This is a genomic window from Pseudochelatococcus sp., assembly GCF_050946405.1.
GTDB lineage: Bacteria > Pseudomonadota > Alphaproteobacteria > Rhizobiales > Beijerinckiaceae > Pseudochelatococcus.
The window spans coordinates 22310-47029 of record NZ_JBMNUS010000016.1 but is presented as its reverse complement, the minus strand read 5'-3'; the positions used below and the strand labels follow the sequence as shown (position 1 = coordinate 47029).

Below are 24720 nucleotides of genomic sequence, written 5' to 3'. Positions count from 1 at the left end.
TTCGGCCGCCTCAAAGACTGGAGGCGCGTCGCGACACGCTATGATCGTTGCCCAAAGGCCTTCTTCTCCGCCGTAGCCCTCGCCGCTACCGTCATCTTCTGGCTCTCATCAATGAGTCCTGACCCTATGAAAGGAGCAATCAATGATTCGAGGAACTTTGATCAGCAGCTGCGCTTTCTTTATCGCGGCGGGTCCTGCCTTGTCTGACGTCGCTACCGAAACCGTCAAATCACTCTCGGCGCCAGACACAATTGAAACGCGGGCGGGTCGGCTCGATTTCCGGGACGGCGTGCCGACCGAGGCAACTGCGCGGAAAATCTACGATACCTGGATTTCACCCGCGCGCTCGACGTCTACAACAACAGCTTCCGCAGTGCGTCCGCGCTCGCCCTTGTCAAGGGCTTCGAAGAGATTGGCGCCAGACCAGGCGATGTCGTTATCTTCTCGGATCTGATGGACTCGCGTTCGTTGTTCCTGACTGCCAATGCGGACACGGTCTACTACATGTCGGGACTCGACCTGAGCAAAGGCCCCATGGTGATCGAGCAGCCGTCGGGTGGCATCGGCACGATCAACGACATGTGGTTTTCCTGGATCATCAACATCGGTGCGCCGGGGCCGGACCGCGGGCTCGGTGGAAAGTACCTGATCGTTGGTCTGGACTATGAGGGGCCGCTGCCCGAGGGCGGCTACTTCATCGCCCGTTCGAAGACGAATTTCGCTCTCTATGCCTCGCGCGCGAACCTGGTGGGCAACGATCCAAAGCCGGCTGTCGAGAATATCAAACGCAACATGAAGGTCTATCCGTACCAGCCCGGCGCCTTCCTTCACGCTGCGCGTTCCGTGCAGCCGGTTCCCCGCGAAGCCTCCTTCCGTTTGCACACCCGCTGCTCGCCGCGAGGCAGGGTTTCAGACGCGCCCAAAGGGCATTTTCATGAGCAAGAGTGGCGGCGTCCATGAGATGGAGTGAATCACGGAACACCCGCCAGGACCAGTAAAAACAAGGACTTTCCACATCCCGGCGATCAGCCCGCCGCCTGCGGACGCCGCACGCGCTCCGGCCGGACCAGTCGCCAATCCAGGCTCTCGAACAACGCCGCCATTTGCGCCGGCGACATTCTCATCACCCCGTTCTGCACCTGCGGCCAGACGAACTTGCCGCCCTCCAGCCGCTTGTGAACCAGAACCATGCCGGTTTGATCCCAGACCAGCAGCTTGATCCGGTCCGCTCGTTTCGACCGGAACACGAACACCGCTCCGCAGAAAGGGTCCAAGGCGATCAAATCTTCACTTGCGTCACAAGCAAACGAAGATGATTGCAGGCTCCAATCCGGGACCAGCCTTGGCCTGGAATGGCGATCTGCCCGCGAAGGTCATGGAGATTATCCGCTCTTTGAATGACATGCTGCCACACGCTCAGTTGATACGGGCGGCCGCGTGATGATGCCTCGCATCAACTACTTTCGGGGAGGTCAGCGCCCACCGTAGAGCCATGGGTTGATCAGCGGAACGCCGGTCGCCTTGAAGTCCGCTTCATTGCGCGTCACGAGCGTCATTCCATGCACGAGCGCGGTGGCGGCTATCAGGGCATCACGCTCGGATTTTGGGTCGGGCACATGAAGCTGGGCGCAGCGGCGAGCAACCGGCAGATCGACCGCTAATATCCTGTCCTCATAGCGCGGCAAGATGTCATTGGTGAGCCAATCCCGGTAAAGCGCAGCCTGATGTTCATCATGGCGAGCCTTGAGAAGAATGCCCTGCTCTATCTCAAGGATGGTTATCACCGACAAATAGAAGTCCTCGGCATCCACCGATGCAGCCCATTCGATAATCTGCGCGGGCGCCTTGTCGATCCGGCGGAAAACCGAGATCACATTTGTATCGAGCAGGTGCATCAACCCAAGTCCGGCAACCGGGTGATGGTGCCGAGCCTGGGGAACTCGAATTCGTCATCCATCTCGTCGGCGCCACGGCTTGGCGTGAGCGATTCCAGCAAGCTCATCTTGCGGACACCGCGCAGCCGCTTGTACTCCTCGATGGAGAGGAGAACGTGAGCGGGCTTGCCACGATCGGTGATGAAGACAGGCCCGTGCGCCGCCGCCTTCTTGGCGCCGCCGACATCGGAATTGAAATCCCTGCTGCTGACTGTGGTGATCGTCATGTCATCCTCCAACGTGGCCACGTTACCACGTATGCGAGGGAATGGCAACATTATGTAGCTACGTGGCCTCATCATCCATCAAACAATGACCCACCTGCCCCGGAACCGTAAAGATGCATCCGGCATCATGAAACCCGCCCATGCTCGGAGAGAAAGTCGAGCAGCGCCCGAACGCGAGAGGGCAAGGGACCGCCCTGACCAATATGGATGGCGTGGAAGGCTTCCCGGTCTCCAGGGTTCATATCTTCCATCACCGGCACAAGCCGGCCGGTGGCGATGTCGTCGCGAACCGTGAAGGCCGCAAGGCGCGCCAGCCCGCTGCCGCCCAGCGCAAGTCTGCGCAACGCTTCCCCGTCGCTGGCCTGAATACGCCCGGTCGTCGGGACCACGACGGTTTCGCCGTCTTTCTTCAAGGGCCAGCCATCGACCGTACGAACATAGCCGAAGCCGATCCGCATCCGATTTCCTCGGCGTCGCCAGAATCATGCGCAGCGGATACGTCGATCCCGCTCCCCCGCCCGCGCCATCCTTCATCCCGTCCGAAGCCATGGACGTCGGCAGCGGGTGATTGCGGAACAGTTCGTAGAGGCCCGATTCCTTCATCGCCCGGCGCGCGCCCGATCCACCCTCCAGACGGATGCCACCCTGCTGGGATTGTGATACGGGTGTCGGCAAGTTGTTCGGGGTCGTATCCGATGAGCCATGACCGCTTGCGGACATGGTTGGCGCCGACGTCCGAAGCACCCGCCATGCACGGCTCGCAGGCGTAGCCGAGCGCATCCAGCTCGCCGAGCAGCCGGTCAGCGCCGCGAATTCTGAGATTAGCGCTGTTCTCAAAAGCGAACCAGCGAGGGCGGCAATCTCCGACAAGGCGGACGGCTTCGAGGTAGAGGCCCGACCGTTCGCCCTCGATCCCTTTGCCGCTGGTGTTGGCGCTGGAGATGTCCTGACACGGCGGGCTGCCGACGATGATGTCGGGAAGGATGCCAAGGTCGGAAACAAGTCGAGCTGCCGTGAGCCCACGGATGTCGTCGTAGATACGGACATGGGTATTGTTCTCTGCGTAAAGGATGCGCCGCCATTCGACGATTTCGCAGGCGGCGATGGTGAGGAAGCCGGCGCGGTGCAGGCCGAGCGACCAGCCTCCGGCCGCCGCGCTGAACAGGTCGAGCGCGCGCATCATGGCGTCACCTCGCGGCGACGCAGCCAGGCGCGGTGTTGTTCGCGTGAATAGGCGCGGAAGCGGCGCTATTACCGCTGGATCGAGATGGGTGTACTGGATGATATGTTGGCGGTGCTGGCGCGCGAAGCCGATCTGGAATGGCTGATGATCGACAGCACGATCGTTCGCGCGCATCAGCAAGCTGCCGGAGCACGTAAAATCAAAGGAGGGCGGATGCCCAAGGCCTGGGTCGGTCCCGCGGCGGCTTGAGCAACAAGATCCACGCTGCCACCGAAGCCCTTGGCCTCCCGGTCCGCCTGATCGGTTCGCCCGGCCAGTGCAACGACATCGCCTTCGCCCACGACTTGATTGACAGCATCGAGGCCGACGCCACTATCGCTGACAAAGGATACGACGCCGATCATCTCGCTGACAAGATCATCAAGGCAGGTGCAGAGGCTGTCATCCCACCAAAGTGCAACCCCAAGATACAGCGACCCTACGACATCGATCTCTACAGGGAGCGCAACCGTATCGAGCGCTTCTTCAACAAACTGAAGCAATTCAGATGCAGGCGCGACCTTCGGCCAGCGCAGGGTTTTGCTGGTAGGGAATCGTCTTGGCTCGCGGCACCAAGCATTTCACGGGGGGCAGGCGTTTCAGGGCTTTGTGTAGGCCGTCTTGATCGTGGTGAAGAACTCGGCAGCATATGTTCCCTGTTCGCGAGAACCATGAGAAGAGCCCTTGCGTCCGCCGAAGGGCACATGGAAATCCACGCCGGCCGTCGGGAGATTGACCATCACCATGCCGGCCTCGACATTCCGCTTGAAATGCGTGGCATACTTCAGACTCGTGGTCGCGATACCGGCTGAAAGCCCGTAGCCGGTGTCGTTGGCCACCGCCAGCGCCTCGTCATAATCCCGGACGCGGATGACCGCCGCCACCGGACCGAAAATCTCCTCGCGCGCGATGCGCATGTCGTTGGTGACTTCGGTGAACAATGCCGGCTGCAAATAGAAACCGGGCGTCTCACGTTGCAGGATCTCGCCGCCGAAAGCCAGTCTTGCGCCCTCCTGACGGCCCGCTTCGATGTAATCAACGTCGGTCTGCAACTGCCTGTCATCGACGACAGGCCCGATGTGCGTATCGGGCTTCAACGCATCGTCGATGCGCAGGCTCTTCAGTTTCTCGATCAGTGCCGCCACGAAGCGGTCGTGGATCGCTTCGGTAGCGATCAGGCGGGACGACGCGGTACAGCGCTGGCCTGTCGAGAAGAAGCTTGAGTTGGCGGCGGCATCCACCGCGACAGGGAGATCGGCGTCATCCAGCACGACCATGGGGTTCTTGCCGCCCATTTCGAGCTGGAACTTGCGGTTATGCTCGATCGACGCCAGCGCCACGCGCTTGCCGGTCGTCGTCGAGCCAGTGAAGGTGATGCCGCTGAGACCGGGATTATCCAGCATCGCCTGGCCGACGACCGAGCCCTGACCCATGACGAGATTGAGCACCCCCGCCGGCAGACCGGCGCGATGGAGGATATCCACGAGCGCCCACGCGCTGCCCGGCACCAGCTCGGCCGGCTTGAACACCACGGTGTTACCCCAGGCAAGGGCGGGCGCGATCTTCCAGGCCGGAATTGCAATGGGGAAGTTCCACGGCGTGATGATGCCGATGACGCCGAGAGGCTCCCGCGTGATCTCCACACCGATGCCCGGCCGCACGGATGGCAGCGTCTCACCTCTCAGGCGCAGGCATTCACCGGCGAAGAACTCGAAGATCTGCCCGGCGCGAACCGTCTCGCCGATGGCTTCCGGCAATGTCTTGCCTTCCTCGCGGGCCAGCAGCGCGCCAAGTTCTTCCCGGCGCGTAAAAATTTCCTCGGCCGCTCGCTTCAGGATGTCACGCCGTTCGAGAATGCCGGATCGGGACCAGGCGGGAAACGCGGCGCTGGCTGCGGCGATAGCCTGTTCCAGGTCAGCCGCCGATCCGCGGGCGTATCGTCCCACGATCTCATTGGTGTTCGAGGGGTTGATATTGTCGTTGCCGTCGGTTCCGGTCCATTCGCCGTCAATCAGGTTCTTGTGCAAGGTCATTGGTTTCCTCCGACAGGACTTGTCATCCAGGCCGACGTATTCTTGGGTCAATGGAGATTGATTTGCGTGAAGACAACGCAGTGCGAAAGCGCCGCAATGCGTCAGGCGCCGGCCGGCGCAACTTTCGAGAATGCCGCTTCCAGGGACGCTTCGAGGATATCCAGCCCTTCGTTCAGAACGTCCTCCGGAGTGGTCAGCGGCGGAAGCAGGCGAATGACGTTGTAGCGCGTGCCACACGACAACAGGATGAGGCCGCGCTGCTCGGCTTCCGCAACCACCTGTGACGTCAACCCGGCAGCGGCGGTCTTGCCCTCACGGTCCTCCACGAGTTCGACGGCGATCATGGCGCCGCGGGCGCGGACATCCCCGATGCGCTCCATGCCCTGACGGGCCGCGATCGTCCTGAGACGGTTCTCGATCTTCTCGCCGATCCAGGCGGCGCGCCCGCAAAGGTCTTCGTCCGCGATCACATCGAGAACCGCATTGGCGGCAGCGACCGCAAAAGGGTGGCCCGCATAGGTGCCGCCGAGACCGCCGGGATGGGCGGCGTTCATGATGCTCGCTTTTCCGACCACCGCCGACAGCGGGAAGCCGCCCGCAAGTCCCTTGGCAAGAGTCACGAGGTCCGGCTTGACGCCGGAATGCTCGATCGAGAGCATCGCCCCCGTGCGGGCCATGCCGCCCTGCACCTCGTCGGCAATCAGCACGATGCCATACTTGTCCGCGCGCAGGCGCAACTCCCGCAGCAGTTCGTCCGGCGCGGGATTGAACCCGCCTTCGCCCTGCACGGGCTCAATGATGAAGGCCGCCACGCGCTCAGGGTCGACATCCGATGCCAGCAGGGTGTCAAGGGCCGCAAGCGTGGTCTCGACCGTGACGCCGGAGAACGCGGCGGGAAAGGGAACGTGGTAGATCTCGGCCGGAAACGGTCCGAAATTCTTCTTGTAGGGCGAGACCTTGCCGGTCAGCGCCATGCCGAGCATCGTGCGCCCGTGGAAGGCGCCCGAAAAGGCGATGACGCCCGATCGGCCGGTGGAAGCGCGGGCGATCTTGATGGCGTTCTCGACAGCCTCGGCGCCGGTCGTCACCAGCATCGTGCGGTTGTCCTCGCCGGTGTCGACGAGCGCGTTGAGGCGCTCCGCCAAGCGGATGTAGCTCTCATAAGGGGCCACATGGAAGCACGTATGGGTGAAAAGATCCGCCTGCTCCGCGATGGCGGCCATGATGCGCGGGTGGCGGTGGCCCGTGTTGTTGACGGCGATGCCGGCGGCGAAATCGATGAAGCGCCGGCCGTCGACGTCCCAGAGTTCGGCGTTCTCGGCGTGTCTGGCGAAAATTCCCTTGGTGGCGACACCCGCCGCCACTGCTTCCGCCTGCCGTGCTTTCAGGGTTTGGGCAATAGTCATTGAAATTCCTCCCTGGAATGTTCCTTTTCGGCTTATCCTGATCGACTGTATAACATAGCTCTATATTTTGCGCAATACGTTCTATATTATGAGCGATCAGAGATAGGGCGGCGTGCAGGCGGAAATCACGATGGTCACGCTGGATGAGGTGTTTCGGAAACGGTGCGGCTGGCGGCTGTCGAAGAGATAGGCATCTCCCGCGCGCAGCACGCGAACGTCCTCACCGACGGTTATCTCAAGCTCGCCCTGCACCACGATGCCGCCTTCAGCCGAGAGATGCTGGAGAAGAACCTCGCCCGTGTCGGCGCCGGGACCGTAAACTTCGTGCAGGATCTGAAGGTTATGACCCTTGGCATCGCCGACCTGTCGCAGCGAGAGATACCCCTTGGCCTTGATGCGCGAGGTGAGATCGACCAGTTCCTCCGATCCGAAGAAGGGGCCGGGAAGGGCCGTGCGATCGGCGTCGAAGAAGTCTGACATGCTGACATTGAGGCCGCCGAGAATTTTTCGCAGCGTGGAGATCGACGGGCTGGACTTGTTCTGCTCGATGATCGAGATCTGTGCATGAGGGACCTGCGCGCGCTCCGCCAACTGCCGCTGGGACAGTTTGGCCGCTGTCCTTAAAGCCTTGAGGCGTGCGCCTACATCGAAGTTTTCATCACTCATGTCGTTCCCGCTTCCCCTGGGTCACCCGGATTCCGGTTTGCCCCGGTCTCGTTGTCATCGAGGCTCATCGCTCACAAAATGAAGCGAACAGCCTCTGAACCTTGCTAGCGCCGATATTGCGGAGGAGCAAGTTGTCGCCTCCGGGACGCGGCGAGACCGGGACGCTGCTGCACAGTCGTCAGCGATCGCGCCAGCGTGTGTATTTATCCTGAAAACGGTACCAGCTTCCCACAATCGGCAGGAACCACGGGTGGCCGTTGTAAAGGGGAATGCGGGGAAAGTGCGTGTTGACCACGCCGCGGTCGTGACCGGGAAGATCCAGCATCGCCTGCGCCGCGCGATGGCCCAGGTAGGTCGACATGGAAATACCGTTGCCGTTGCAGCAGGATGAGTAATAGATGCCGTCGCCCGTCCGCCCGATGTGGCTGACGAAGTCCCGCGCGAAGCAGACGTTGCCGGACCACGAATGGGTTATGCCGATGCCTTTCAGGGACGGGAAGGTATGCTCCATGAAAGCGCGCAGGCCGACCGCGGATTCCGCTTCGGTCGAGGTGCGAAAGCGGGCACGGCCACCGAACAGGATGCGGGTGCCGTCCGGCGAGCGGCGGAAGTAATACAGGATATGTTTCGTGTCGATGACCGCGCGATTGCCGGGAATGAGTTCCTCCATTTCAGCGAAGGGCCGCGGCTCCGTGGCGATCATGTAGCTCTGGATCGGGATGGTGCGCTGCCGCAGCCACGGCAGTTCCGGCCCGGCATAGCCATTGACGGCGAGGAGTATCCGGCCCGCGTGAAGGCTGAACGTCTCCGTGCCCGCGTCCTCGCGCAGGATGGCTGTGTATCCGTCGGCGCCCTGCGTTGCACCGAGATAACGGAGGCCGGTAACGATCTGGACGCCGAGCGCCCGGGCGCGGTTCGCCAGTGCCGCCACATACTTGGCCGGATGAATCGAACCCTGGTCGTGCCGCAGCAGCGCGCCGCGATAGATGCGCGTCTTCAGCACGGTGCCGATGGCCTGTTCGGGAATGAGTTCGGCGTTACCCCGCTGTTCGGCGGGAAGGGCATCCCGCTCTTGCCGCAGCCGGTCGAGGTCCGCCCGCGTATGCGCGCTGATGACGGTTCCATTCATGGTCAGATCGAACGGATCGGTCAGCGTGCGGGCGCGCTCAAGAAGGAAGGGCATGGATTGCGCATAGTCTTCCATGATCTCGCCGCCGCGCTCCGGCCCGAAAAGGCGGGTCGCATAGGCCAGATCGAACTTGGGCGCGTTGCCGAGCTGTCCGCCGTTGCGCGAACTCGCACCCTCGCCGACACGCCGGGCGTCGACCACGACGACGTTGTCGACACCGGCCTCAGCCAGCGTGATGGCCGCTGAAAGGCCGGTATAGCCCGCGCCCACCACGAGCGTGTCGCAGGCGTCGCGGTCGGGCCGTCGTTCGCCGTGTTGCGGCTCTGCCTCTTCCCACCAGTATGGGGTCGTCTTCATCATCCCTCCGGAAATCTGTTGCCGTGTGCACTCGGAGCGGCGCGGCCTGCATCGTCGCGGGATGCGCGACATCTGGCGGGCCTCATGCGGCGTCGGGCAAGACCATGCAATCTTCCGCCTTGAAGGTGACGTAGACGGACTCGCCGTCTTCGTAGATGCCCGAGCGGGCGCGCCCATAGGCGATGAACGGCGCGCCGTCACCCAGCGTGACCGTGTAAAGCGCCCGATCGCCGGAATAGGTCGAGTGCAGCACGTTGGCCGCCAGATGCAGGCGCCCGTCTCCGGGCGGCGCGGGCTCCAGCGTCGCGTCCTCCGGGCGGATGAGCAGCGTCGCCTTTCCGGTGCGGGCCGGAGCCTCGGCCACGCGCACGGACATGCTGTCGGACCGGAATACATGCTCTGCCCCGTCGCGGAGAACCTCCCCCGGGAACAGATTCGACTTGCCGATGAAGTCGGCCACGAACCGCGACGTCGGGTGCCGGTAGAGATTGAAGGCGCTGTCGTATTGCTCGATGCGGCCGTGGTTCATCACCGCGATGCGGTCGGACATGTGCATGGCCTCCTCCTGGTCATGCGTGACGTTGATGAACGTCGTGCCCAGCGTGCGATGGATGTCGCGCAACTCCTCCTGCAAATCGACCCGCAGCTTCTTGTCCAGCGCCGACATCGGCTCGTCGAGCAGCAGCAGGTCGGGTTTGAAGACCAGTGCGCGCGCCAGCGCGACGCGCTGCTGCTGGCCGCCGGACATCTCCGACGGCTTTCGGTTGGCGAAACGGCCGAGCTGGACGAGATCGAGCATCGCGTTGACGCGGGTCTCGATCTCGTCGCGCCTGAAGCGCCGGACTTTCAGCGGATAGGCGATGTTGTCATGCACGCTCATGTGCGGGAACAGGGCATAGCCCTGGAAAACCAGGCCGAAGTTGCGCTTCTCGGGCCGCACGGAGGTGATGTTGCGCCCGTCCATCGTGATCGTGCCGCTCGATACCGGCTCGAACCCGGACAGGATTTTAAGCAAGGTGGTCTTGCCGGATCCCGACGGACCGAGGAGCGTCACGAACTCCCCCTTGTTGATGGAGAGCGAGACGTCGAACAAGGCCTGGGTCGTGCCGTAAAACTTGTTGATGTTTGCTATCTCGATTGACGACATCGCAGTAATCCTTGGAAGTAATCCTTGCGGGTATTCGACCTGATCCAGACGCGCGCCCGCTCACGTCGGCGTCGACTGGCGCTGGAGCCGCGCGAGGATGAAGTAGAACAGCAGCGAGAACAGCGACAGCAGCAGCGCCACAACGATGATCGTCGGCTGCAAGCGGTCGCGCAGGCCGGAGAACAGGGCGATGGGCAGCGTCGTCGATTGCGGAGACGCGAGGAACAGGGCCACGACCACTTCATCGAACGAGGTGACGAAAGCGAACAGCGCGCCGGTGAGGAAGCCGGGCGCCGTCAGCGGCAGCGTGACCGTGCGAAAGCGATAGAAAGTCGAGGCGCCGAGCGAGGCCGCCGCCTTTTCGAGTTCCGGATTGAGCCCCTTCAGCGAGGTCATGACCGACAGGAACACCAGCGGCGCCCCCAGGATGGTGTGAGCCAGCACCAGCGCCACATAACCGCCGCTGATGCCGACCCGCGCGAACGCGTAGGCAAGAGCGACTCCGACCACGACGCTCGGAATCACGAGCGGCGACACGAACAAGGCCCAGAACACCAGTTGCCCGATGCGCCCCGACAGAACCGTGCCCACGGCCGCCAGACCGCCGACCAGCACCGAAACCACCATCGCGCCGGTTGCGACCTTGACGCTGTTGAAGAACGCCGCCACCCAGGGGGCCTCGGTGAACACGGTCTCGAACCACCGCATCGTGAGCCCTTCCATCGGATAGCTGAGGAAGGAGCTGTCATTGAACGCCAGCGGCAGCACCAGCATCAGGGGAACCGCGAGAAAGATCAGGCTGGTCGTCACGCTGATCAGGAAGATGATGCGCGCCATGATCAAGCCTCCGCCTTGCGCCGGTTGGTGAGCTGCCTGATTCCGGCGCCGATCAGCACCAGCAGGATCACGCTGAACAGAAGAATGACGGACAGAACCGATGCCATTCCCCAGTTGAGGCCCTTCCTGATGAAGTCAACGATGTAATACGACAACATCTGGTCGCCGGGACCGCCGGTGAGCGCCGGCGTCACGTAGAAGCCGAGCGAGAGAATGAAGACCGTGCCGCCGCCCACGAACACACCCCGCAGCGTCTGCGGGAAATAGACGCGGATGAAGGTTTCGATCGGGCCGGCTCCGAGGCTGCGCGATGCATCCACCTGGGAGCGCGGAATGGTCTTCATGACGTTGATCATCGGCAGGATCGCGAAGGGAAGCACCACATGGGTCATGGCGACGACGGTGCCGAAACGGTTGAAGATGAGTTGCAGCGGCTCCGTAATCAGGTTGAGCGCCATGAGCAGGCTGTTGATCAGGCCGTTGCTTTGCAGCAGCACCAGCCACGCGGTGGTGCGGACGAGGATCGACGTCCAGAAACTCATCAGGACGAGCGTCAGGATGATGCCCGCGACCTGTCTCGAACTGTTGGCCACCGCATAGGCGAGCGGGTAGGCGATGAGCAATGTCAGCGCCGTCACCTGAAAGCCGATGACGAACGTGCGCAGCATGATCTGCAAGTAGATGTCATCGCCCTTGGCGATGGTCAGCTTGCCGTCGCCGTCGGGCCTGATGCCGGTGGCGCGCTGGAAATGCCGCCAGGTTATGGAGCTCACCGCGTTTGCGAGCACGTCCCAGTAGGCAGGATCTGCCCATCGGGCGTCATGCTGGGTCAGGCCGGCCATGGTCGGCGGGATTGTGGAGGCGACGCGCCCGGTGTCCATCAGCAGCGACCGGAAGCCGCTCAGTTCCTGATTGAGCATGCGCGCCGCCTCCGCCCGGGTGCGCGGGTCCATGGCGGTCAGATCGGCCAGCAGAGCGGCGGCGCGCTCGTCCTGCTCCTCGCTGTCGATCGCGCGGGACAGGTGCGCGAACGGCTTGCTCAACGCGCTGTTGTCGACGCTCAGCGACATGACCGAGAACAGGGGGGTAAGATAAACCAGAGCGTAGACGACCACCGGCACGATCAGTACCAGTAGGGCCGTTAAACGGGTACCATGGGCATTTTGCATGAATCCGTACCATTCCGGGTCGGCGCGAGCCCCGCCGGCTGTCGCATGCGGCAACCGGTGGGGCTCGCTGGATGGCAAACAGGACTTGTCAGGCGGACAGTTGGAAGGCGATGATTACCGGGTCGACCAGTTGTTCCAGCGCTCGGTGAGTTCGTCGCCGTGGTCGATCCAGAAGGCATCCGACAGGAACAGCGCCTCTTCCGTGTTATTTCCGGCGGGAATATTCACGAGGATGTCAGCCGGAATGAGGCCCGCCGCTTCGTTGTTGGTCGGCCCGTAGGGGATCAGGCTCGAAAACTTCGCCTGCGGCTCCGCGTTGCTGACGAAGCCGATGAAGGCCAGCGCCTCGTCCTTGTACGGAGAGTTGGCGGGAATCGCCCAGGAATCGATGTTGTAGACGTGGTGCTTCCAGACGAACTGGAGCGGCTTGCCCTCCGCCTGCGCGGAGATGATGCGGCCATTGTAGGCGGTGCTCAGCGCGACATTGCCGGCCGAAAGCCATTCCACCGGCTGGGAACCCGCCTCCCAGAACTGAAGCTCGTTGCGAATGCGATCGAACTGTGCGAACGCCCTGTCAACGCCCTCGGGGGTCGCCAGCACCTTATAGACCTGATCGGGCGGAACGCCGTCGGCCAGCAGGGCGTATTCGAGGTTCATGCGTGGGGAGTTGCGGACGCCCCGCTTGCCGGGAAACTTCTCCGTGTCGAAGAAGTCGCGCCAGTCGGCCGGAGGGGTGGAAAACGCGTCGGCGTTGTAGGCAAGGCCGTTGCCGATGACGACGTTGCCGGCACCGCAATCCTGGACGGCGTTAGGATTGAGCTGGCCCTTGGTGGGAATCGCGCTCCAGTCGATCTGCTCGAACAGCCCTTCGTCGCAGCCGATCTGCAGGTCGGCGCCTTCCACAATCACAAGATCCCAGGTGGCCTTGCCGGAGTCGGCCATTGCCTTCAGCTCGGCGAGCCCGCCGAGATAGGTGGTTTCGGTCAGCTTGAGGCCTTTATCCGTTGCGAAAGGCTTGAAATAGGCCTCTTTCTGGGCGTCCTGGTACACCCCGCCCCAGCCCGCGATCGTGAAATCGCGCGCCTGGGCGGCGGACGTCGCAGCGGTCAGAATACCGGCCGCCACGAGAAATGCCGATGCATGCTTCATGTTATCCTCCCCGTACGGGCAAACGCCGCTCCTGTAAGCGGCATCTCCTTGTGATATATATTGTTTTTATTTGTTACAAATGGCACTATGCATCATATGGCCGCACGCGGGGGGCGTCAACAATTTTCCTACATTTTTGAGATTTGCTATGTAATTCGATAGCGATTGGTTATGATTCGATATCTGGGTGAGCGCCCGGCGACATGCCGCAGCCGCGCGCGGTTGCGGGAGGGTGGCTACGGTGTTGGCGGCGGCGCCGTTTCAGGAGCTGTCGCGTTCGTCGCGGCAACTCTTGCGATAGCTGCTCGGTGTCTGGCCGAACAGCGTCCGGAACTGGCGCGAGAACTGGGACTGGTCGCCGAATCCCAGTTGATAGGCGATCATGGCCAGCGATGCGTTGCCGGGCAACTGCAACATGCCGCGGGCGGCGTGCAGGCGGCATTCACGGATGTATTGCGCGACGGACGTTCCGGCCTCGTTGAACAGGTCATGAAGATAGCGTTTCGAGATACCGCATGTCTCGGCCACCGTTCCCGGCGACAATCCGGGATCGGTGAGCTTGCCCTTGATGACCGATTGCGCCCGCTCCAGATGGGTGGCGCGGACCAGTGTCGAGGCGCCGCCGTCACTTTCGGCCTGCCGGTCGAGCGTCAGCGCCAGCAGTTCGACCAGTTGCCGGCCGAGAACGGGCGAGGCACCCGAATCCGGGGACGCTGCATCCCTTGACATCGCATGAACGCGCCGGACCGTCTCGACGAACAGGCCGCCCAGCCCCTCCCTGCCGTTGAAAACCATGGCGCAGAAGCGGTCCGGTTGGCGCAGCCGTTCGGTGAGGGCGCGGCGCGTCACCTTCATGACCAGAAGATCGTTGCGGGTCTTGTAGGAAAAGCGATAGGGTTCGTCCCCGCGCTCCAGTATAAATCCTCCCGGATCGCAGTTCACGTCACGGCCAAGCTGGTGGAACAGCACCGGAGCCATGCGCGGAATGGTCACGAGATAATCCTCGGTCTCGCCCTGCCGGATATCGCCGCTCCGCCGTTCGTACTGTCCCGGCTCGGTGCGCAGCCGCGACAGCGCCACCGGCCCCGCAGTGCGTCGTTCAAGCTGGCCTTGAAAAGTTTCGGGGTCGCGATAGGTGAGGTGCAGCGGGAAATAGGTATCGGCGATGATCGTCGACCAGTGTGCCGCGCGTTCCGGGGGAGCGGTGGCGACGGTGCTGTAGCTCTCCAGTCTCAAGGAGCACCTCCACGCATTGACTAGTTTCATATGTAACATTCAGTCGGCATCGAGGCAAAACAAATATCGTTCACGCCGGACTGCGCTGATTGACAAACTTTTGCGCGCCCAGCGTCAAGACCGTCCCGCATCTGCTTCTGCATCATGGGCAAGCCGAAGAGATGCCGCATAAGCGGCACGTCGCAGGGAGGATATCATGAACCGGGACCGCTTCCCGGCTGCCCTGTCGTGCGCGCCGTATCGGCTGCGGACGGGGAAACGCCATGACAACACGCAAAGTAGATCCGATCACCTTGTCGGTGGTGCGGGGGGTACTGGATACCACGCAGCGCGAGATGACGCTGGCGCTGGAGCAGACAGCGCGCAGTTCCGTTTTCAATCTGGCGCATGATTACTCGACAGCATTGTTCAATCATACGCCCGAGATGATCCTGCAAGGGCAGGATATTCCCATCCATCTCGGCAGCTTGATTCCCGCCATGAAGTCCGTCGCGGCCTTTTTCGAGGGAGACATTCACGAGGGCGATCTGATCCTGCATAACGATCCCGCCTATGGCGGATCGCACATCATCGACACCTGCATGTATTATCCGGTGTTCTATGAAGGCGAGCTGGTGTTCTGGACCGTGTGCAAGGGCCATCTGACCGATATCGGCGGCCCGGTTCCCGCCGGTTACAATCCCAATGCCACGGAAATCTTCGCCGAGGGCCTGCGTATTCCACCAGTCAAGCTGTGGGACAGGGGCAAGCCGCGCCATGACGTGATGAACCTGCTCCTGACCAACATGCGCGCCCGCCGCGACCAGGAGGGCGACTTCAACGCCCTGATCGGCGCTTGCCAGGTGGGCGCGCGGGCGCTGGTCCGGCTGATGGACAAGTACGGCAAGGCCGTCGTGCAGGCGTGCATCGCCGAGCTTCTCGACATGGCCGAAGCGCATATGCGCAAGCTCATCGCCACCATTCCGGACGGCACCTATACCGGCACCGCCGTGCTGGAGGACGCCGGCCACGGTTTCGGAGACATGGATATCACTGCGACCGTCACCATCACCGGCGACAACTGCCATATCGCGATCAGCTCGCCGCCGCAGGTGCCCTATTTCATCAACAGCTATGAGGGAAACAGCCATTCGGGCGTCTATCTCGGCCTGATGATGTTCGCGCAACTGCCGCCGCCCTACAACGAGGGACTCTATCGCTGCGTCTCCACCGACATGGGACCAAGCGGCACGCTGTGCAACGCGACTTCACCCGCGCCGCATATGAATTGCACCACCACGCCCATGGAAACGCTGACGGACGCCGTTCGTGTCGCCTTCGAGCAGGCCGCGCCGGCGCGGGTGTCGGCAAGCTGGGGCCATGCGAACGGCTGCAATATCGCCGGCTGGGACAAGCGCCACGACGAGGAATACGTCACCATGGTGCTGGCCTCGATCATCTCGGGGGCCGGGGCCACGGCCAGTCAGGACGGCTGGCACGCCTGCGGGCCGGAATGCTGTTTCGGCGCCCTGACATCCGGCGATATCGAAATGCTGGAGCACAGCTATCCGATCATCATCCACCGCTATTCGCTGATGGAGGATTCCGGCGGGGCCGGCAGGTTCCGGGGTGGGTCCGGCACCTGCTGGGAGGTCGAACCGCTCGACAGCCAGATGACGCTGATCACTTTCGGGGAAGGCCGCCGCATTCCGGCGCTCGGCGCGGCAGGGGCGAAATCGGCGATGGTCGCGCCCAAGGTCGGCCGGCTGGAAGTCACCCGCAACGGCGAGACGCAGATCATCACCGAGAACGTCATCGAAACGATCCGGCCGGGCGAGCGCGCGGCAAACCGCAACCCCGGCGGCGGCGGTTACGGCAATCCCTTCGAGCGCCCCGCCGCGAAGGTGCTGGAGGATGTCCGCAACGGTCTCGTCAGTGTGGAGGGCGCGCGGCTGGATTACGGCGTCGTCATCACGGATCGCGGTGGCCTTGCCGTCGACGAAGCCGCGACCACGGAACTGCGCGCGGCCGCCTGAAGCTGGAGCGCTTTCCGATCAGATGGAATCATTTGATCGATCAGAATTCGCTCAAAATCAATAGCCTGGATTATTGCCGCGTTTCGATGAAACGGGGAATTAATCTGGAGGGAACAAAACGATGAAACATCAATATCGCCTCGGCATCGACGCGGGCGGCACCTTCACCGATTTCATCCTGGCCGACCGCGACGGAGAGCTGCGCATCTTCAAGGCGCTGTCGACGCCCAACGATCCGACGGTGGCCATCCGCAACGGTCTGGCCGTGATCGCGGAGGAAACCGGCATCACGCCGGAAACGCTCGTCTCGAATGCCGATCTGTGCATCAACGGCACCACGGTGGGGTTGAACGCGCTGATTACCCACACCGGCGCCAAAACCGGCCTCATCGCCACCCGGGGCCATGAGGACAGCATCGAAATCCGCCTCGGCCACAAGGAGGACGGTTATCGCTACGATCCAGACTATCCGGCGGCGACTATGCTGGTGCCGCGCCACCTGCGCAAGGGCATCGCCGAGCGCGTCCTCTCGACGGGCGAGGTCCGTACCCCCCTCGATGAAGACGCGGTGCGCGAGGCGTGCCGGTACTTCATCGCCGAGGGTGTTGAATCGGTGGCGATCAGCTTCGTCTGGTCCGTGCTGCATCCCGATCACGAATTGCGCGCGGCCGCAATCGTGCGCGAGATGATGCCCGACGTGCCGCTGACCGTGGGCAGCCGGCTCTATCCGCAGGTGCGCGAATATACCCGCACCTCGACGGCTGTCGTGAACGCCTATCTGGCGCCGATCCTCCGGCGTTACGTCGCGGCCGTCGATCGCTATTTCCAGGGGCTCGGCGCGCGGCAGCCCGTGCGTTACTTCCAGTCGAACGGCGGTCTGGCGACCGGGGCGGTCGTTGCCGAACAACCGGTCTACGCGATCAACTCGGGGCCGGCCTCCGCCCCGCGCGCGGCGCTTTATCTGGGCGCGCCCTATGCGTTCGATGACATCATCACCGTCGACATGGGCGGCACCAGCTTTGACATCACGCTGACGCGCGGCGGCGAGGCCAATGTGTCGAAGAACATCGACTTCCTGCGCTATCGCATCGGCGTGCCGATGATCCAGGTGGAAACGCTTGGAGCGGGCGGCGGTTCGATCGGCTGGGTCGATCCGATGGGGTTGTTGCAGATGGGGCCGCAGTCGGCTGGCTCCGAACCCGGACCGGCGTGCTACGGCAAGGGCGGCGAAAAACCGACCACCACCGATGCCAACCTCGTGCTGGGCTACCTGTCGTCCCAAGGTCTCGTGGGCGGCCGCCTGCCGCTCAGCGTCGAAAAGGCCCGCAATGCGATCCGCGCCCATCTGGCGGAGCCGTTGGGCATCAGCGTCGAGACAGCCGCCTACGGCATGTTCACCATCGTCAACAACAACATGGTGAACGCGATCCGGCGCGTCTCGGTCGAACGGGGCTACGACCCGCGCGATTTCGTGCTGAACTGCGCCGGGGGCGCGACCGGAGCGCATATCACGGCGCTGGCGCGCGAAATGGGCATCGGCAAGGTGCTCGTCTCCAAGCTGGCCTCCGGGCTTTGCGCCTTCGGACAGATCATCTCGGACGTGAAATACAACTACATGGCGCCGATTGCCGCCCGGCTGGAGGGAGCGGAAGCCGCCCGGCGTCTTGATGCGACCTTCTCGGAGCTGGAGGCGAAAGGCCGGGCGGACCTCGCGGCCGACAACTTCGCGCCCGACCAGATCAGCATCCGCCGCAGTCTCGACATGCGCTATGTCGGGCAGGTCCATGAATGCGCCGTCACCGTCGATCCCTTCCCCATCGACGAGGATGCGCTGGAGCGGCTCAAGGCCGCGTTCCATGCCCGCCACGAGGAGTTGTACACCTACGCCGAGCCACATACTCCGGTGGAGGTGGTGAACGTGGAAAGCGCCGTTTCCGGCTTCGTCGAGGAGCCGCCGCGCATGGTCGTCGGCAAGGGCAACGGGGCGCATTCCGCACTGACGGGCACGCGGGAGATGATTTTCGATCCCGCCGGCCGCAAGCACGAAACACCAGTTTACGACGGCGCGAAAATGGGGGCGGGCGACGTGATCACCGGTCCCGCCGTCATTCAGGAAGTGACGACCACCGTCGTCATCGAGCCCGGCTGGATGGCCGAACTCGATACGAACGGCGTCTATATCCTGACCGCCGTCAATGGCCGGCAGGCGGGGCATTCGCCGCGTTGACCGGCGCCTGACGAAAAGCAGGGCGGGACCGGCAAGGTCCCGCCCTTTCTTCTGCCATAACAACGGTTTTCGACCCGCATCGGCCCCGCCAGAGGCAACGGGTCAAGCTCGCTGCCTCTGGCGTAATACGGCCATTCCGCCTCAGGCGACGCCCAGCTCGGTTTCAACCTCGCGCAGCGACCGCGCCACGATCTCGAACATGTCGTCCGCCTGCGCGCGGGTTATGATCAGGGGCGGGCAGAAGGCCACGGCATCGCCCATTCCGCGCGATATCAGGCCGTTGCGCTGCATGGCCTCGTTCATCAGGCGTCCGAGCCTGCCGGCGACCTTGACAGACTTCGTGGCCTTGTCGTCCACCAGCTCCACGGCGGAGATCAGGCCGACACCGCGAATCTCGCCGACCAGCGGGCTTTCCGACAGGGTTCGCAGGCGGCTTAGGAAATGTCCGCCCACGTCCCGGGCATTGGCCACGAGATCGCGTTCCTTGATGATGGCGAGGTTCTCCAGCGCGACGACCGCGCCCAGCGGGTGGCCGCCGGCCGTGAAACCGTGGCCGAAAGTGCTGATCTTGTGGCTTTCCTCGGCTATCGGCTGATAGAAACGATCGTTCATCATGATGGCCGAAAACGGCACGTAGCTGGAGGTGATCTGCTTCGACATCACGATGACGTCCGGGCGGATGTCGTAGGTGATCGCGCCGAACATCTCGCCGGTGCGGCCGAAGCCGCAGATCACTTCGTCGGCTACGAAGAGGACGTCGTGCTTCGCCAGAACGGCCTGGATCTTCTCGAAGTAGGTGGCCGGCGGCACGACCACCCCGCCGGCGCCCATGACCGGCTCCGCCCAGAAGGCGGCCACGGTCTCCGGCCCCTCGCGCTGGATCAGCGCGTCCAGCTCCTCGGCGCAGCGGGCGGCGAACTGCTCTTCGGTTTCGCCGTCGCGGCCTTCCTTCCAGTAATGCGGCGCGAGGGTGTGCAGCACGCGGTCGATCGGCAGATCGAACGAGCGGTGGTTGTTCGGCAGGCCTGTCAGGCTCGCGGAAGCGATGGTGACGCCGTGATAGGCGCGGTTGCGGGCGATGACCTTTTTCTTCTCCGGCTTGCCGAGCGCGTTCGAGCGATACCACACCATTTTCAGCACGGTGTCGTTCGCCTCCGAACCCGAGTTGGTGTAAAACACCTTCGACATCGGCACATGGGCCAGCTCGATGAGCTGTTCCGCCAGATCGATCGCCGGGTCGTGGCTTTTATGGCCGAAATTATGATAGAAGGGCAGCTTCCGCATCTGCGCGATGGCGGCGTCGATCAGCCGCTGTTCCTGAAAGCCGACGGCCACGCTCCACAGCCCCGCCATTCCTTCGATAAAGCGCCTGCCGCTGTTGTCGGTGACATAGATGCCCTGGCCGCTCTCGATAATCATCGGCCCGATTTCCTCGTGGCGTCGGGCGTCGGTATAGCCATGAAAATGATGCGCGATATCGCGCTCTTCAGGGGTTTTATCGAAGTTCTTCAGTTCGCTCATGGCTTTTTACCTCAGATTATGCATGCGGCCAAAGCATCGTCGGGCAAAGGGGAAATCGTTTTGCGCCTGACGCGGCGTCTGTCCCGCCGCCCGTCCTGACGCACGATTTTTTCGCGAGTCCCCGTAGCGATTGCTGCGAGCCTGACCGTCTGCCTGTCTTGCTACCCGATATCTCCGGTTGCGTCGATATTCGTTTGCTTGACCAAAGTTTGGTAAAATGAAAACCATTAGCCAAGCTACGGAGTGCGGCATGAAACTGATTCCCAGACCTTTTCGCGGCAATCTTTCGGAAGCCGACATTGCCGGTTTGCGCGAGTTCGTCGAGATTGTCGACGCGGGGGGCATTACGGCGGCTCAGGCGCGGCTCGGTAAAGGCAAATCCGCCATCAGCCTGGGGCTCAGCCGGCTTGAGAACCGCCTTGCCATGCGCCTGTGCGAGCGGGGACGATCGGGTTTCAGCCTGACGGAGCAGGGGCAGATGGTGCACTCCGCTGCGGTCCAGCTTCTGGCGGATATCGGACGCTTCAACGATTTCGTGGGCGCGGCGATTTACAAGCTGGAGGATACCGTCACTCTTCTTGCCGACGACAGTTTTCTCTTTGAATTCACGGAACCGCTCACGCGCGCGATCGGGCGCATCGGCGATCGTTATCCGGACCTGAACCTGAACGTCCGCATGACCTCGCCCGATCATATCTACGCTTCGGTGCTTGAGGGAACGGCCGATCTGGGGTTCACCACGCTGGACCGTCATAACGATGCGCTGGCCATCGCGCCGGTCTGCGAAGAGCAAATGGGTATTTTCTGCGGCAAGGCGCACCCGCTTTTCGATTGTGACGATGAGACGCTGACGCCGGAAGAGCTGCGGCAATACGGTTTCGTCGCCGCCGAGGTGACCCAGGAGGAAATATATTCCGAGTTCGTGCGCGGTCTGAAAATCAGGGCGCGCGCGCCGACGATCCTGTCGAGAATGTTGCTCGTGCTGTCGTCGCGTTATCTCGGAATCGTGCCGATCACGTTTGCGCAGCATTGGGTTGAGAAGGGAGATATCCGCGAATTGCGTATCGAGGGAAGCCGGACGCATAACATCTGCTATCTGGTGCATCGCAAGGCCCGCCCGCTCGGGCTGGGTGGCGCGATTTTTCGCGGCATACTGATCGATGAATTATCGGCGAGTACGACGGTTGCGATTCGCACGTCAGATGTCCGCCGAGCGGAAATACCATCCTCCAGAGCGGTAAAGTCATAGCAAAAGTGTGTTATGCGAAAACATTTCCATCTGCCAGAACGGGAGAAAAATTCAGGCGCCACTGTCAAAGCAGTGGAATATTACGATGATCTCAGCTTACCGGGATATGGCTTGTGCCATGCGGAGATCGAGAAAAGCACACATCTGAAAGGTTGCCGACCACGAGCGGCGAAAGCTGCAATTGCGTCTGCTTTTATCATAGCTGGTTCCCCCCATCCCCGGAATGTTTATCCCCTTGACTTTGGTTATGATCTCGCAGTCTGCCAAGGTCACCCATGAGCATTTTCTTGTTCTGCGGTCGTCATATTAATATTCTCGGCCCATGGTAATAAATATCAATTCGAGTTATAACTGATTATCGGTACGCTACCGCACTGCTGTGACCTTCCTCGACTGAAACGGCTTATCAACGGCCATTTAGGCCATTGAAGCCTAGTAATCCAGCAACCGTGTTCCAGCCAGAAACTGCGCAACGACTGCCGCTATCGCCACCCGTTCCGATAGTCGATTAGAGAATAGCTAAAGGTCTTGGGGGCGTTTGCATGGAACAGCGAAAACTTGTCAGTTCAGGATCGCCGCTTGAACCAGAGATCGGGTTCAGTCGCGCCGTGAGGGTTGGTCCCTTTCTCGCCGTCGCTGGAACCGCCCCGATCGGCCCTGACGGCCGGGCCGCCTATCCCGGCGATGTTTACGCACAAACCAAGCTATGCTTGGAGATCGCACGTCGCGCTATCGAAGAAGCAGGCGGCACGCTGGCCCAAGTCATTCGCACTCGCATCATGTTGACCAACATTGAGCAATGGCGAGAGGCCGCGCGAGCACACGGTGAGGTGTTCGGGTCCATACGTCCCGCCTGCACCTTCATGGAAGTCTCGCGCTTCATTGATCCCGATTGGCTGGTTGAGATCGAAGCCGACTGCGTTGCACTCGACCATCAGAACGCCGCGACGCGGGCGGCCATGGGCTCTTCAGGCGCCTGCCCCGCGGCAGAAAATGCCGGCAGCAAGGCATCATCGGCACATCTGGCGGATTCATAACGCCAGTTCGCTGCGAACTTGCCGAAGAATCTCAGTAGCTTGTACTCTGAAAACGAACTGGGAGACTTCAATGTTGTCGAACTCACTGGTCGATCAGGATCGCGCGCATTTGATTCATCCTGTCGTGTCGTTACGGACCCACGAGCGCCGGGGCGTCACCGTGCTGCATTCCGCCAAGGGATGTGAGGTTACCGATGCCTCTGGGCGCGTGCTGCTCGACGGCTTCGCCGGCCTCTGGTGCGTCAATACCGGATACGGGCATGAAAGCATCGTAGAGGCCGCAGCGGAACAAATGCGCCGCCTCCCCTACGCGACGGGATACTTCCATTTCGGAAGCGAGCCGGCCATCAGGCTGGCGGCCAAGCTGGCAAGGCTGGCTCCCCCCTCGCTCGACCACGTCTTCTTCACGCTCGGCGGGTCCGATGCGGTCGACACCGTCATCCGCATGGTCTGGTACTACAATAACGCCCTCGGACGCCCCCAGAAGAAGCAGTTCATCTCACTGGAGCGCGGCTATCACGGCTCGAGTTCCAATGGCGCAGGCCTGACGGCGCTGCGGCTGTTCCAGGACGGCTTCGACCTGCCTCGGCAATGGCAACATTACATTCCCTCTCCCGATCCTTATCGCCACCCGGAAGGGCCCGAGCCCGACCGTATTATTGCGGCATCGGTGGCGGCGCTGCGGAATAAGGTACGCGAACTGGGGGCCGAGAACGTGGCGGCCTTCATCTGCGAGCCTGTCCAGGGGTCGGGTGGCGTCATCGTTCCACCCAGAGGCTTCCTGCCCGCCATGCAGCAAGCCTGCCGTGAACTGGGCATCCTGTTCATCGTAGACGAGGTCATCACCGGATTCGGCCGCACCGGCCCCATGTTCGCGTGTGAACATGAAGGCATCGAACCCGACATGATGACCCTCGCCAAGGGTCTCACCGCCGGCTACATTCCGATGGGCGCCGCCCTCATCTCCGACGAGATTTATCAGGTGCTCGCCGATGCTGTTCCCGAAGGCGTGCCGTTCGGCCACGGGCTCACCTATTCCGGCCATCCGGTGAGCGCCGCGGTCGCCTTGGAGGTGATTCGTCTCTACGAGGACGGGCTTCTGGAGAACGGGCGCGTCGCCGGTGAACACCTGGCGCGGCGGCTGGCGGAGCTCGCCGACCACCCGCTGGTGGGGCATGTCCGCTCCCTCGGCCTGCTCGCGGGGATCGAACTTGTCGTCGACAAGAAGACGAAGCAGAAGCCCGCGCCGGACCTGAAAATCGCTGAGCGGGCATTTGAAACGGCCTATCGTAATGGCCTCATCATCCGCGCATTCGCGGACGGAACCATCGGACTCGCGCCCCCACTGTGCATCACGGTGGGCAACATCGACCAACTCGTTGACAAGCTGATGGCCACACTGGATTCTCTTTTGGAACGCAGGGAGTTGCACCAATGACACTCACCGACTTCAAGGCGCTTACATTCGATTGCTACGGAACCCTGATCGACTGGGAATCAGGCATGATCGAGGGGCTGAAGCCGCTCACGGCGAAGCTCGACCGCGAACTCAGTCGTAACGAGATCCTCGAAGCGCATGCGCGGCACGAGTCCTCGCAGCAGTTGCAGACGCCTGCCAAGAACTACAGCGAGCTGCTGCCAATCGTTTACAAGCGTCTCGCGGAGGAATGGGGGATCACCGTCTCGCTCGAGGAAGCCCTCGCCTACGGCCAGTCGGTCGGAAACTGGCCGGCCTTCAGCGATTCGGCGGGCGCGCTTCAGTATTTGAAAAAGTATTATAAGTTGGTCATTCTGTCGAACGTCGACAATGTCAGCTTCGACGCCAGCAACAAGAAGCTTGGAGTGGAGTTCGATGCGATCTACACGGCGGAAGACTGCGGTTCATACAAGCCTTCCGACCGCAACTTCGAGTACATGCTCGCCAAGCTGAAGACCCTCGGCATCAAAAAGCACGAGATCCTGCACACGGCCGAAAGCATGTTCCATGATCACGGCCCCGCGAACCGGCATGGGCTCGCATCCTGTTGGATTTATCGCCGCTACGACCAGGAAGGCTTCGGCGCGACGATGCACCCGGGCGAGCTGCCTAAATACAACTTCCGCTTCAACAGCATGGCGGACCTGGTCAAGGCTCACCAGGAGGCGCTGCGCGCCTGATC

Annotated in this window: 21 protein-coding genes and 3 pseudogenes; 9 read left to right on the top strand and 15 right to left on the bottom strand. The window is 62.2% G+C overall.

Features of this window, described 5'->3' with window-relative positions; all coding sequences use genetic code 11:
- Both ACOYJQ_RS17910 and ACOYJQ_RS17905 read left to right on the top strand, forming a co-directional pair.
- Positions 1–105 (top strand): annotated as a pseudogene (locus tag ACOYJQ_RS17910) (IS5/IS1182 family transposase); the annotation flags it as partial.
- Between the two features lie 348 nt (positions 106–453).
- Positions 454–960 carry a DUF1254 domain-containing protein gene (locus ACOYJQ_RS17905; RefSeq protein ID WP_433460392.1) on the top strand — a complete coding sequence of 169 codons (507 nt, stop codon included), beginning with the start codon at positions 454–456 and terminating at the stop codon, positions 958–960.
- A gap of 65 nt (positions 961–1025) precedes the next feature.
- Here the strand turns inward: ACOYJQ_RS17905 and tnpB are convergent, their stop codons facing one another.
- The 5 genes and pseudogenes from tnpB to ACOYJQ_RS17880 form a co-directional block, all read right to left on the bottom strand.
- Positions 1026–1274: an IS66 family insertion sequence element accessory protein TnpB gene (gene tnpB, locus ACOYJQ_RS17900; protein ID WP_433460391.1), complete on the bottom strand. Its 249-nt coding sequence runs from the start codon at positions 1272–1274 to the stop codon at positions 1026–1028.
- A gap of 198 nt (positions 1275–1472) precedes the next feature.
- Positions 1473–1895: a type II toxin-antitoxin system VapC family toxin gene (locus ACOYJQ_RS17895; protein WP_433460390.1), complete on the bottom strand. Its 423-nt coding sequence runs from the start codon at positions 1893–1895 to the stop codon at positions 1473–1475.
- Positions 1895–2161 (bottom strand): type II toxin-antitoxin system Phd/YefM family antitoxin, encoded by a 267-nt coding sequence (locus ACOYJQ_RS17890; RefSeq protein WP_433460388.1) that lies wholly within the window; start codon positions 2159–2161, stop codon positions 1895–1897. The genes ACOYJQ_RS17895 and ACOYJQ_RS17890 overlap by 1 nt, the downstream gene beginning before the upstream one ends.
- Before the next feature lie 125 nt (positions 2162–2286).
- Positions 2287–2616: pseudogene (locus ACOYJQ_RS17885) on the bottom strand (LysR substrate-binding domain-containing protein); the annotation flags it as partial.
- Complete coding sequence (locus ACOYJQ_RS17880; RefSeq protein ID WP_433460394.1) at positions 2571–3341, bottom strand: DNA cytosine methyltransferase; 771 nt, start codon at positions 3339–3341, stop codon at positions 2571–2573. The gene ACOYJQ_RS17880 and the pseudogene ACOYJQ_RS17885, both read right to left, overlap by 46 nt.
- Before the next feature lie 54 nt (positions 3342–3395).
- Here ACOYJQ_RS17880 and ACOYJQ_RS17875 point away from each other — a divergent pair.
- Positions 3396–3892: pseudogene (locus ACOYJQ_RS17875) on the top strand (IS5 family transposase); the annotation flags it as partial.
- A 90-nt stretch (positions 3893–3982) separates the two neighbouring features.
- Here the strand turns inward: ACOYJQ_RS17875 and ACOYJQ_RS17870 are convergent.
- From ACOYJQ_RS17870 to ACOYJQ_RS17830, 9 genes are all read right to left on the bottom strand, one after another.
- Entirely contained in the window at positions 3983–5416 is a 1434-nt protein-coding gene (locus tag ACOYJQ_RS17870; RefSeq protein ID WP_433460386.1) for an aldehyde dehydrogenase family protein, read from the bottom strand.
- A gap of 101 nt (positions 5417–5517) precedes the next feature.
- Positions 5518–6822, bottom strand: a complete 1305-nt coding sequence (gabT, locus tag ACOYJQ_RS17865) for a 4-aminobutyrate--2-oxoglutarate transaminase (protein ID WP_433460385.1) — start codon at positions 6820–6822, stop codon at positions 5518–5520.
- A 96-nt stretch (positions 6823–6918) separates the two neighbouring features.
- Positions 6919–7488 carry a cupin domain-containing protein gene (locus ACOYJQ_RS17860; RefSeq protein ID WP_433460383.1) on the bottom strand — a complete coding sequence of 190 codons (570 nt, stop codon included), beginning with the start codon at positions 7486–7488 and terminating at the stop codon, positions 6919–6921.
- 178 nt (positions 7489–7666) lie between these two features.
- Complete coding sequence (locus ACOYJQ_RS17855) at positions 7667–8974, bottom strand: NAD(P)/FAD-dependent oxidoreductase (RefSeq protein ID WP_433460382.1); 1308 nt, start codon at positions 8972–8974, stop codon at positions 7667–7669.
- 82 nt (positions 8975–9056) lie between these two features.
- Positions 9057–10121 carry an ABC transporter ATP-binding protein gene (locus ACOYJQ_RS17850; protein WP_433460381.1) on the bottom strand — a complete coding sequence of 355 codons (1065 nt, stop codon included), beginning with the start codon at positions 10119–10121 and terminating at the stop codon, positions 9057–9059.
- Positions 10122–10181: 60 nt separating this feature from the next.
- Complete coding sequence (locus tag ACOYJQ_RS17845) at positions 10182–10958, bottom strand: ABC transporter permease (protein WP_433460380.1); 777 nt, start codon at positions 10956–10958, stop codon at positions 10182–10184.
- Positions 10959–10960: 2 nt separating this feature from the next.
- The gene (locus tag ACOYJQ_RS17840) at positions 10961–12127 is read right to left on the bottom strand and encodes an ABC transporter permease (protein WP_433460379.1); all 1167 of its coding nucleotides are present in this window, start codon (positions 12125–12127) and stop codon (positions 10961–10963) included.
- 114 nt (positions 12128–12241) lie between these two features.
- A complete protein-coding gene (locus ACOYJQ_RS17835; protein WP_433460378.1) occupies positions 12242–13276 on the bottom strand; it encodes an ABC transporter substrate-binding protein in 1035 nt (344 codons plus the stop codon).
- 261 nt (positions 13277–13537) lie between these two features.
- Positions 13538–14512, bottom strand: coding sequence for a helix-turn-helix domain-containing protein (locus ACOYJQ_RS17830; RefSeq protein ID WP_433460377.1), 975 nt, complete (start codon positions 14510–14512; stop codon positions 13538–13540).
- Positions 14513–14775: 263 nt separating this feature from the next.
- On the opposite strand from ACOYJQ_RS17830, the gene capB reads away from it, so the two are divergent.
- Both capB and capA read left to right on the top strand, forming a co-directional pair.
- Positions 14776–16527, top strand: coding sequence for a caprolactamase subunit beta (capB, locus tag ACOYJQ_RS17825; protein WP_433460375.1), 1752 nt, complete (start codon positions 14776–14778; stop codon positions 16525–16527).
- Between the two features lie 121 nt (positions 16528–16648).
- Entirely contained in the window at positions 16649–18754 is a 2106-nt protein-coding gene (capA, locus tag ACOYJQ_RS17820) for a caprolactamase subunit alpha (protein WP_433460373.1), read from the top strand.
- 141 nt (positions 18755–18895) lie between these two features.
- Here capA and ACOYJQ_RS17815 read toward each other — a convergent pair whose 3' ends face one another.
- Positions 18896–20275, bottom strand: coding sequence for an aspartate aminotransferase family protein (locus tag ACOYJQ_RS17815; RefSeq protein ID WP_433460372.1), 1380 nt, complete (start codon positions 20273–20275; stop codon positions 18896–18898).
- Between the two features lie 250 nt (positions 20276–20525).
- Here ACOYJQ_RS17815 and ACOYJQ_RS17810 point away from each other — a divergent pair, with 250 nt between their 5' ends.
- The 4 genes from ACOYJQ_RS17810 to ACOYJQ_RS17795 all read left to right on the top strand — a co-directional run bounded on the left by ACOYJQ_RS17810 (position 20526) and on the right by ACOYJQ_RS17795 (position 24718).
- On the top strand, positions 20526–21524 hold the full coding sequence (locus tag ACOYJQ_RS17810; protein ID WP_433460371.1) for a LysR family transcriptional regulator: 999 nt from the start codon (positions 20526–20528) through the stop codon (positions 21522–21524).
- A gap of 542 nt (positions 21525–22066) precedes the next feature.
- Positions 22067–22561: a RidA family protein gene (locus ACOYJQ_RS17805; RefSeq protein ID WP_433460369.1), complete on the top strand. Its 495-nt coding sequence runs from the start codon at positions 22067–22069 to the stop codon at positions 22559–22561.
- A 70-nt stretch (positions 22562–22631) separates the two neighbouring features.
- Positions 22632–23999, top strand: coding sequence for an aminotransferase class III-fold pyridoxal phosphate-dependent enzyme (locus ACOYJQ_RS17800; RefSeq protein ID WP_433460368.1), 1368 nt, complete (start codon positions 22632–22634; stop codon positions 23997–23999).
- Positions 23996–24718: a haloacid dehalogenase type II gene (locus tag ACOYJQ_RS17795; RefSeq protein ID WP_433460366.1), complete on the top strand. Its 723-nt coding sequence runs from the start codon at positions 23996–23998 to the stop codon at positions 24716–24718. The genes ACOYJQ_RS17800 and ACOYJQ_RS17795 overlap by 4 nt, the downstream gene beginning before the upstream one ends.
- Positions 24719–24720: the final 2 nt, after the last annotated feature.

Bases quoted from the DNA above. Each gene is read 5' to 3' on its own strand.
- ACOYJQ_RS17905 (WP_433460392.1), top strand. From the start codon at position 454: ATGGACTCGCGTTCGTTGTTCCTGACTGCCAATGCGGACACGGTCTAC.
- ACOYJQ_RS17895 (WP_433460390.1), bottom strand. From the start codon at position 1,895: ATGCACCTGCTCGATACAAATGTGATCTCGGTTTTCCGCCGGATCGAC.
- ACOYJQ_RS17890 (WP_433460388.1), bottom strand. From the start codon at position 2,161: ATGACGATCACCACAGTCAGCAGCAGGGATTTCAATTCCGATGTCGGC.
- ACOYJQ_RS17880 (WP_433460394.1), bottom strand. From the start codon at position 3,341: ATGCGCGCGCTCGACCTGTTCAGCGCGGCGGCCGGAGGCTGGTCGCTC.
- ACOYJQ_RS17870 (WP_433460386.1), bottom strand. From the start codon at position 5,416: ATGACCTTGCACAAGAACCTGATTGACGGCGAATGGACCGGAACCGAC.
- gabT (WP_433460385.1), bottom strand. From the start codon at position 6,822: ATGACTATTGCCCAAACCCTGAAAGCACGGCAGGCGGAAGCAGTGGCG.
- ACOYJQ_RS17860 (WP_433460383.1), bottom strand. From the start codon at position 7,488: ATGAGTGATGAAAACTTCGATGTAGGCGCACGCCTCAAGGCTTTAAGG.
- ACOYJQ_RS17855 (WP_433460382.1), bottom strand. From the start codon at position 8,974: ATGAAGACGACCCCATACTGGTGGGAAGAGGCAGAGCCGCAACACGGC.
- ACOYJQ_RS17850 (WP_433460381.1), bottom strand. From the start codon at position 10,121: ATGTCGTCAATCGAGATAGCAAACATCAACAAGTTTTACGGCACGACC.
- ACOYJQ_RS17845 (WP_433460380.1), bottom strand. From the start codon at position 10,958: ATGGCGCGCATCATCTTCCTGATCAGCGTGACGACCAGCCTGATCTTT.
- ACOYJQ_RS17840 (WP_433460379.1), bottom strand. From the start codon at position 12,127: ATGCAAAATGCCCATGGTACCCGTTTAACGGCCCTACTGGTACTGATC.
- ACOYJQ_RS17835 (WP_433460378.1), bottom strand. From the start codon at position 13,276: ATGAAGCATGCATCGGCATTTCTCGTGGCGGCCGGTATTCTGACCGCT.
- capB (WP_433460375.1), top strand. From the start codon at position 14,776: ATGACAACACGCAAAGTAGATCCGATCACCTTGTCGGTGGTGCGGGGG.
- capA (WP_433460373.1), top strand. From the start codon at position 16,649: ATGAAACATCAATATCGCCTCGGCATCGACGCGGGCGGCACCTTCACC.
- ACOYJQ_RS17815 (WP_433460372.1), bottom strand. From the start codon at position 20,275: ATGAGCGAACTGAAGAACTTCGATAAAACCCCTGAAGAGCGCGATATC.
- ACOYJQ_RS17810 (WP_433460371.1), top strand. From the start codon at position 20,526: ATGAAACTGATTCCCAGACCTTTTCGCGGCAATCTTTCGGAAGCCGAC.
- ACOYJQ_RS17805 (WP_433460369.1), top strand. From the start codon at position 22,067: ATGGAACAGCGAAAACTTGTCAGTTCAGGATCGCCGCTTGAACCAGAG.
- ACOYJQ_RS17800 (WP_433460368.1), top strand. From the start codon at position 22,632: ATGTTGTCGAACTCACTGGTCGATCAGGATCGCGCGCATTTGATTCAT.
- ACOYJQ_RS17795 (WP_433460366.1), top strand. From the start codon at position 23,996: ATGACACTCACCGACTTCAAGGCGCTTACATTCGATTGCTACGGAACC.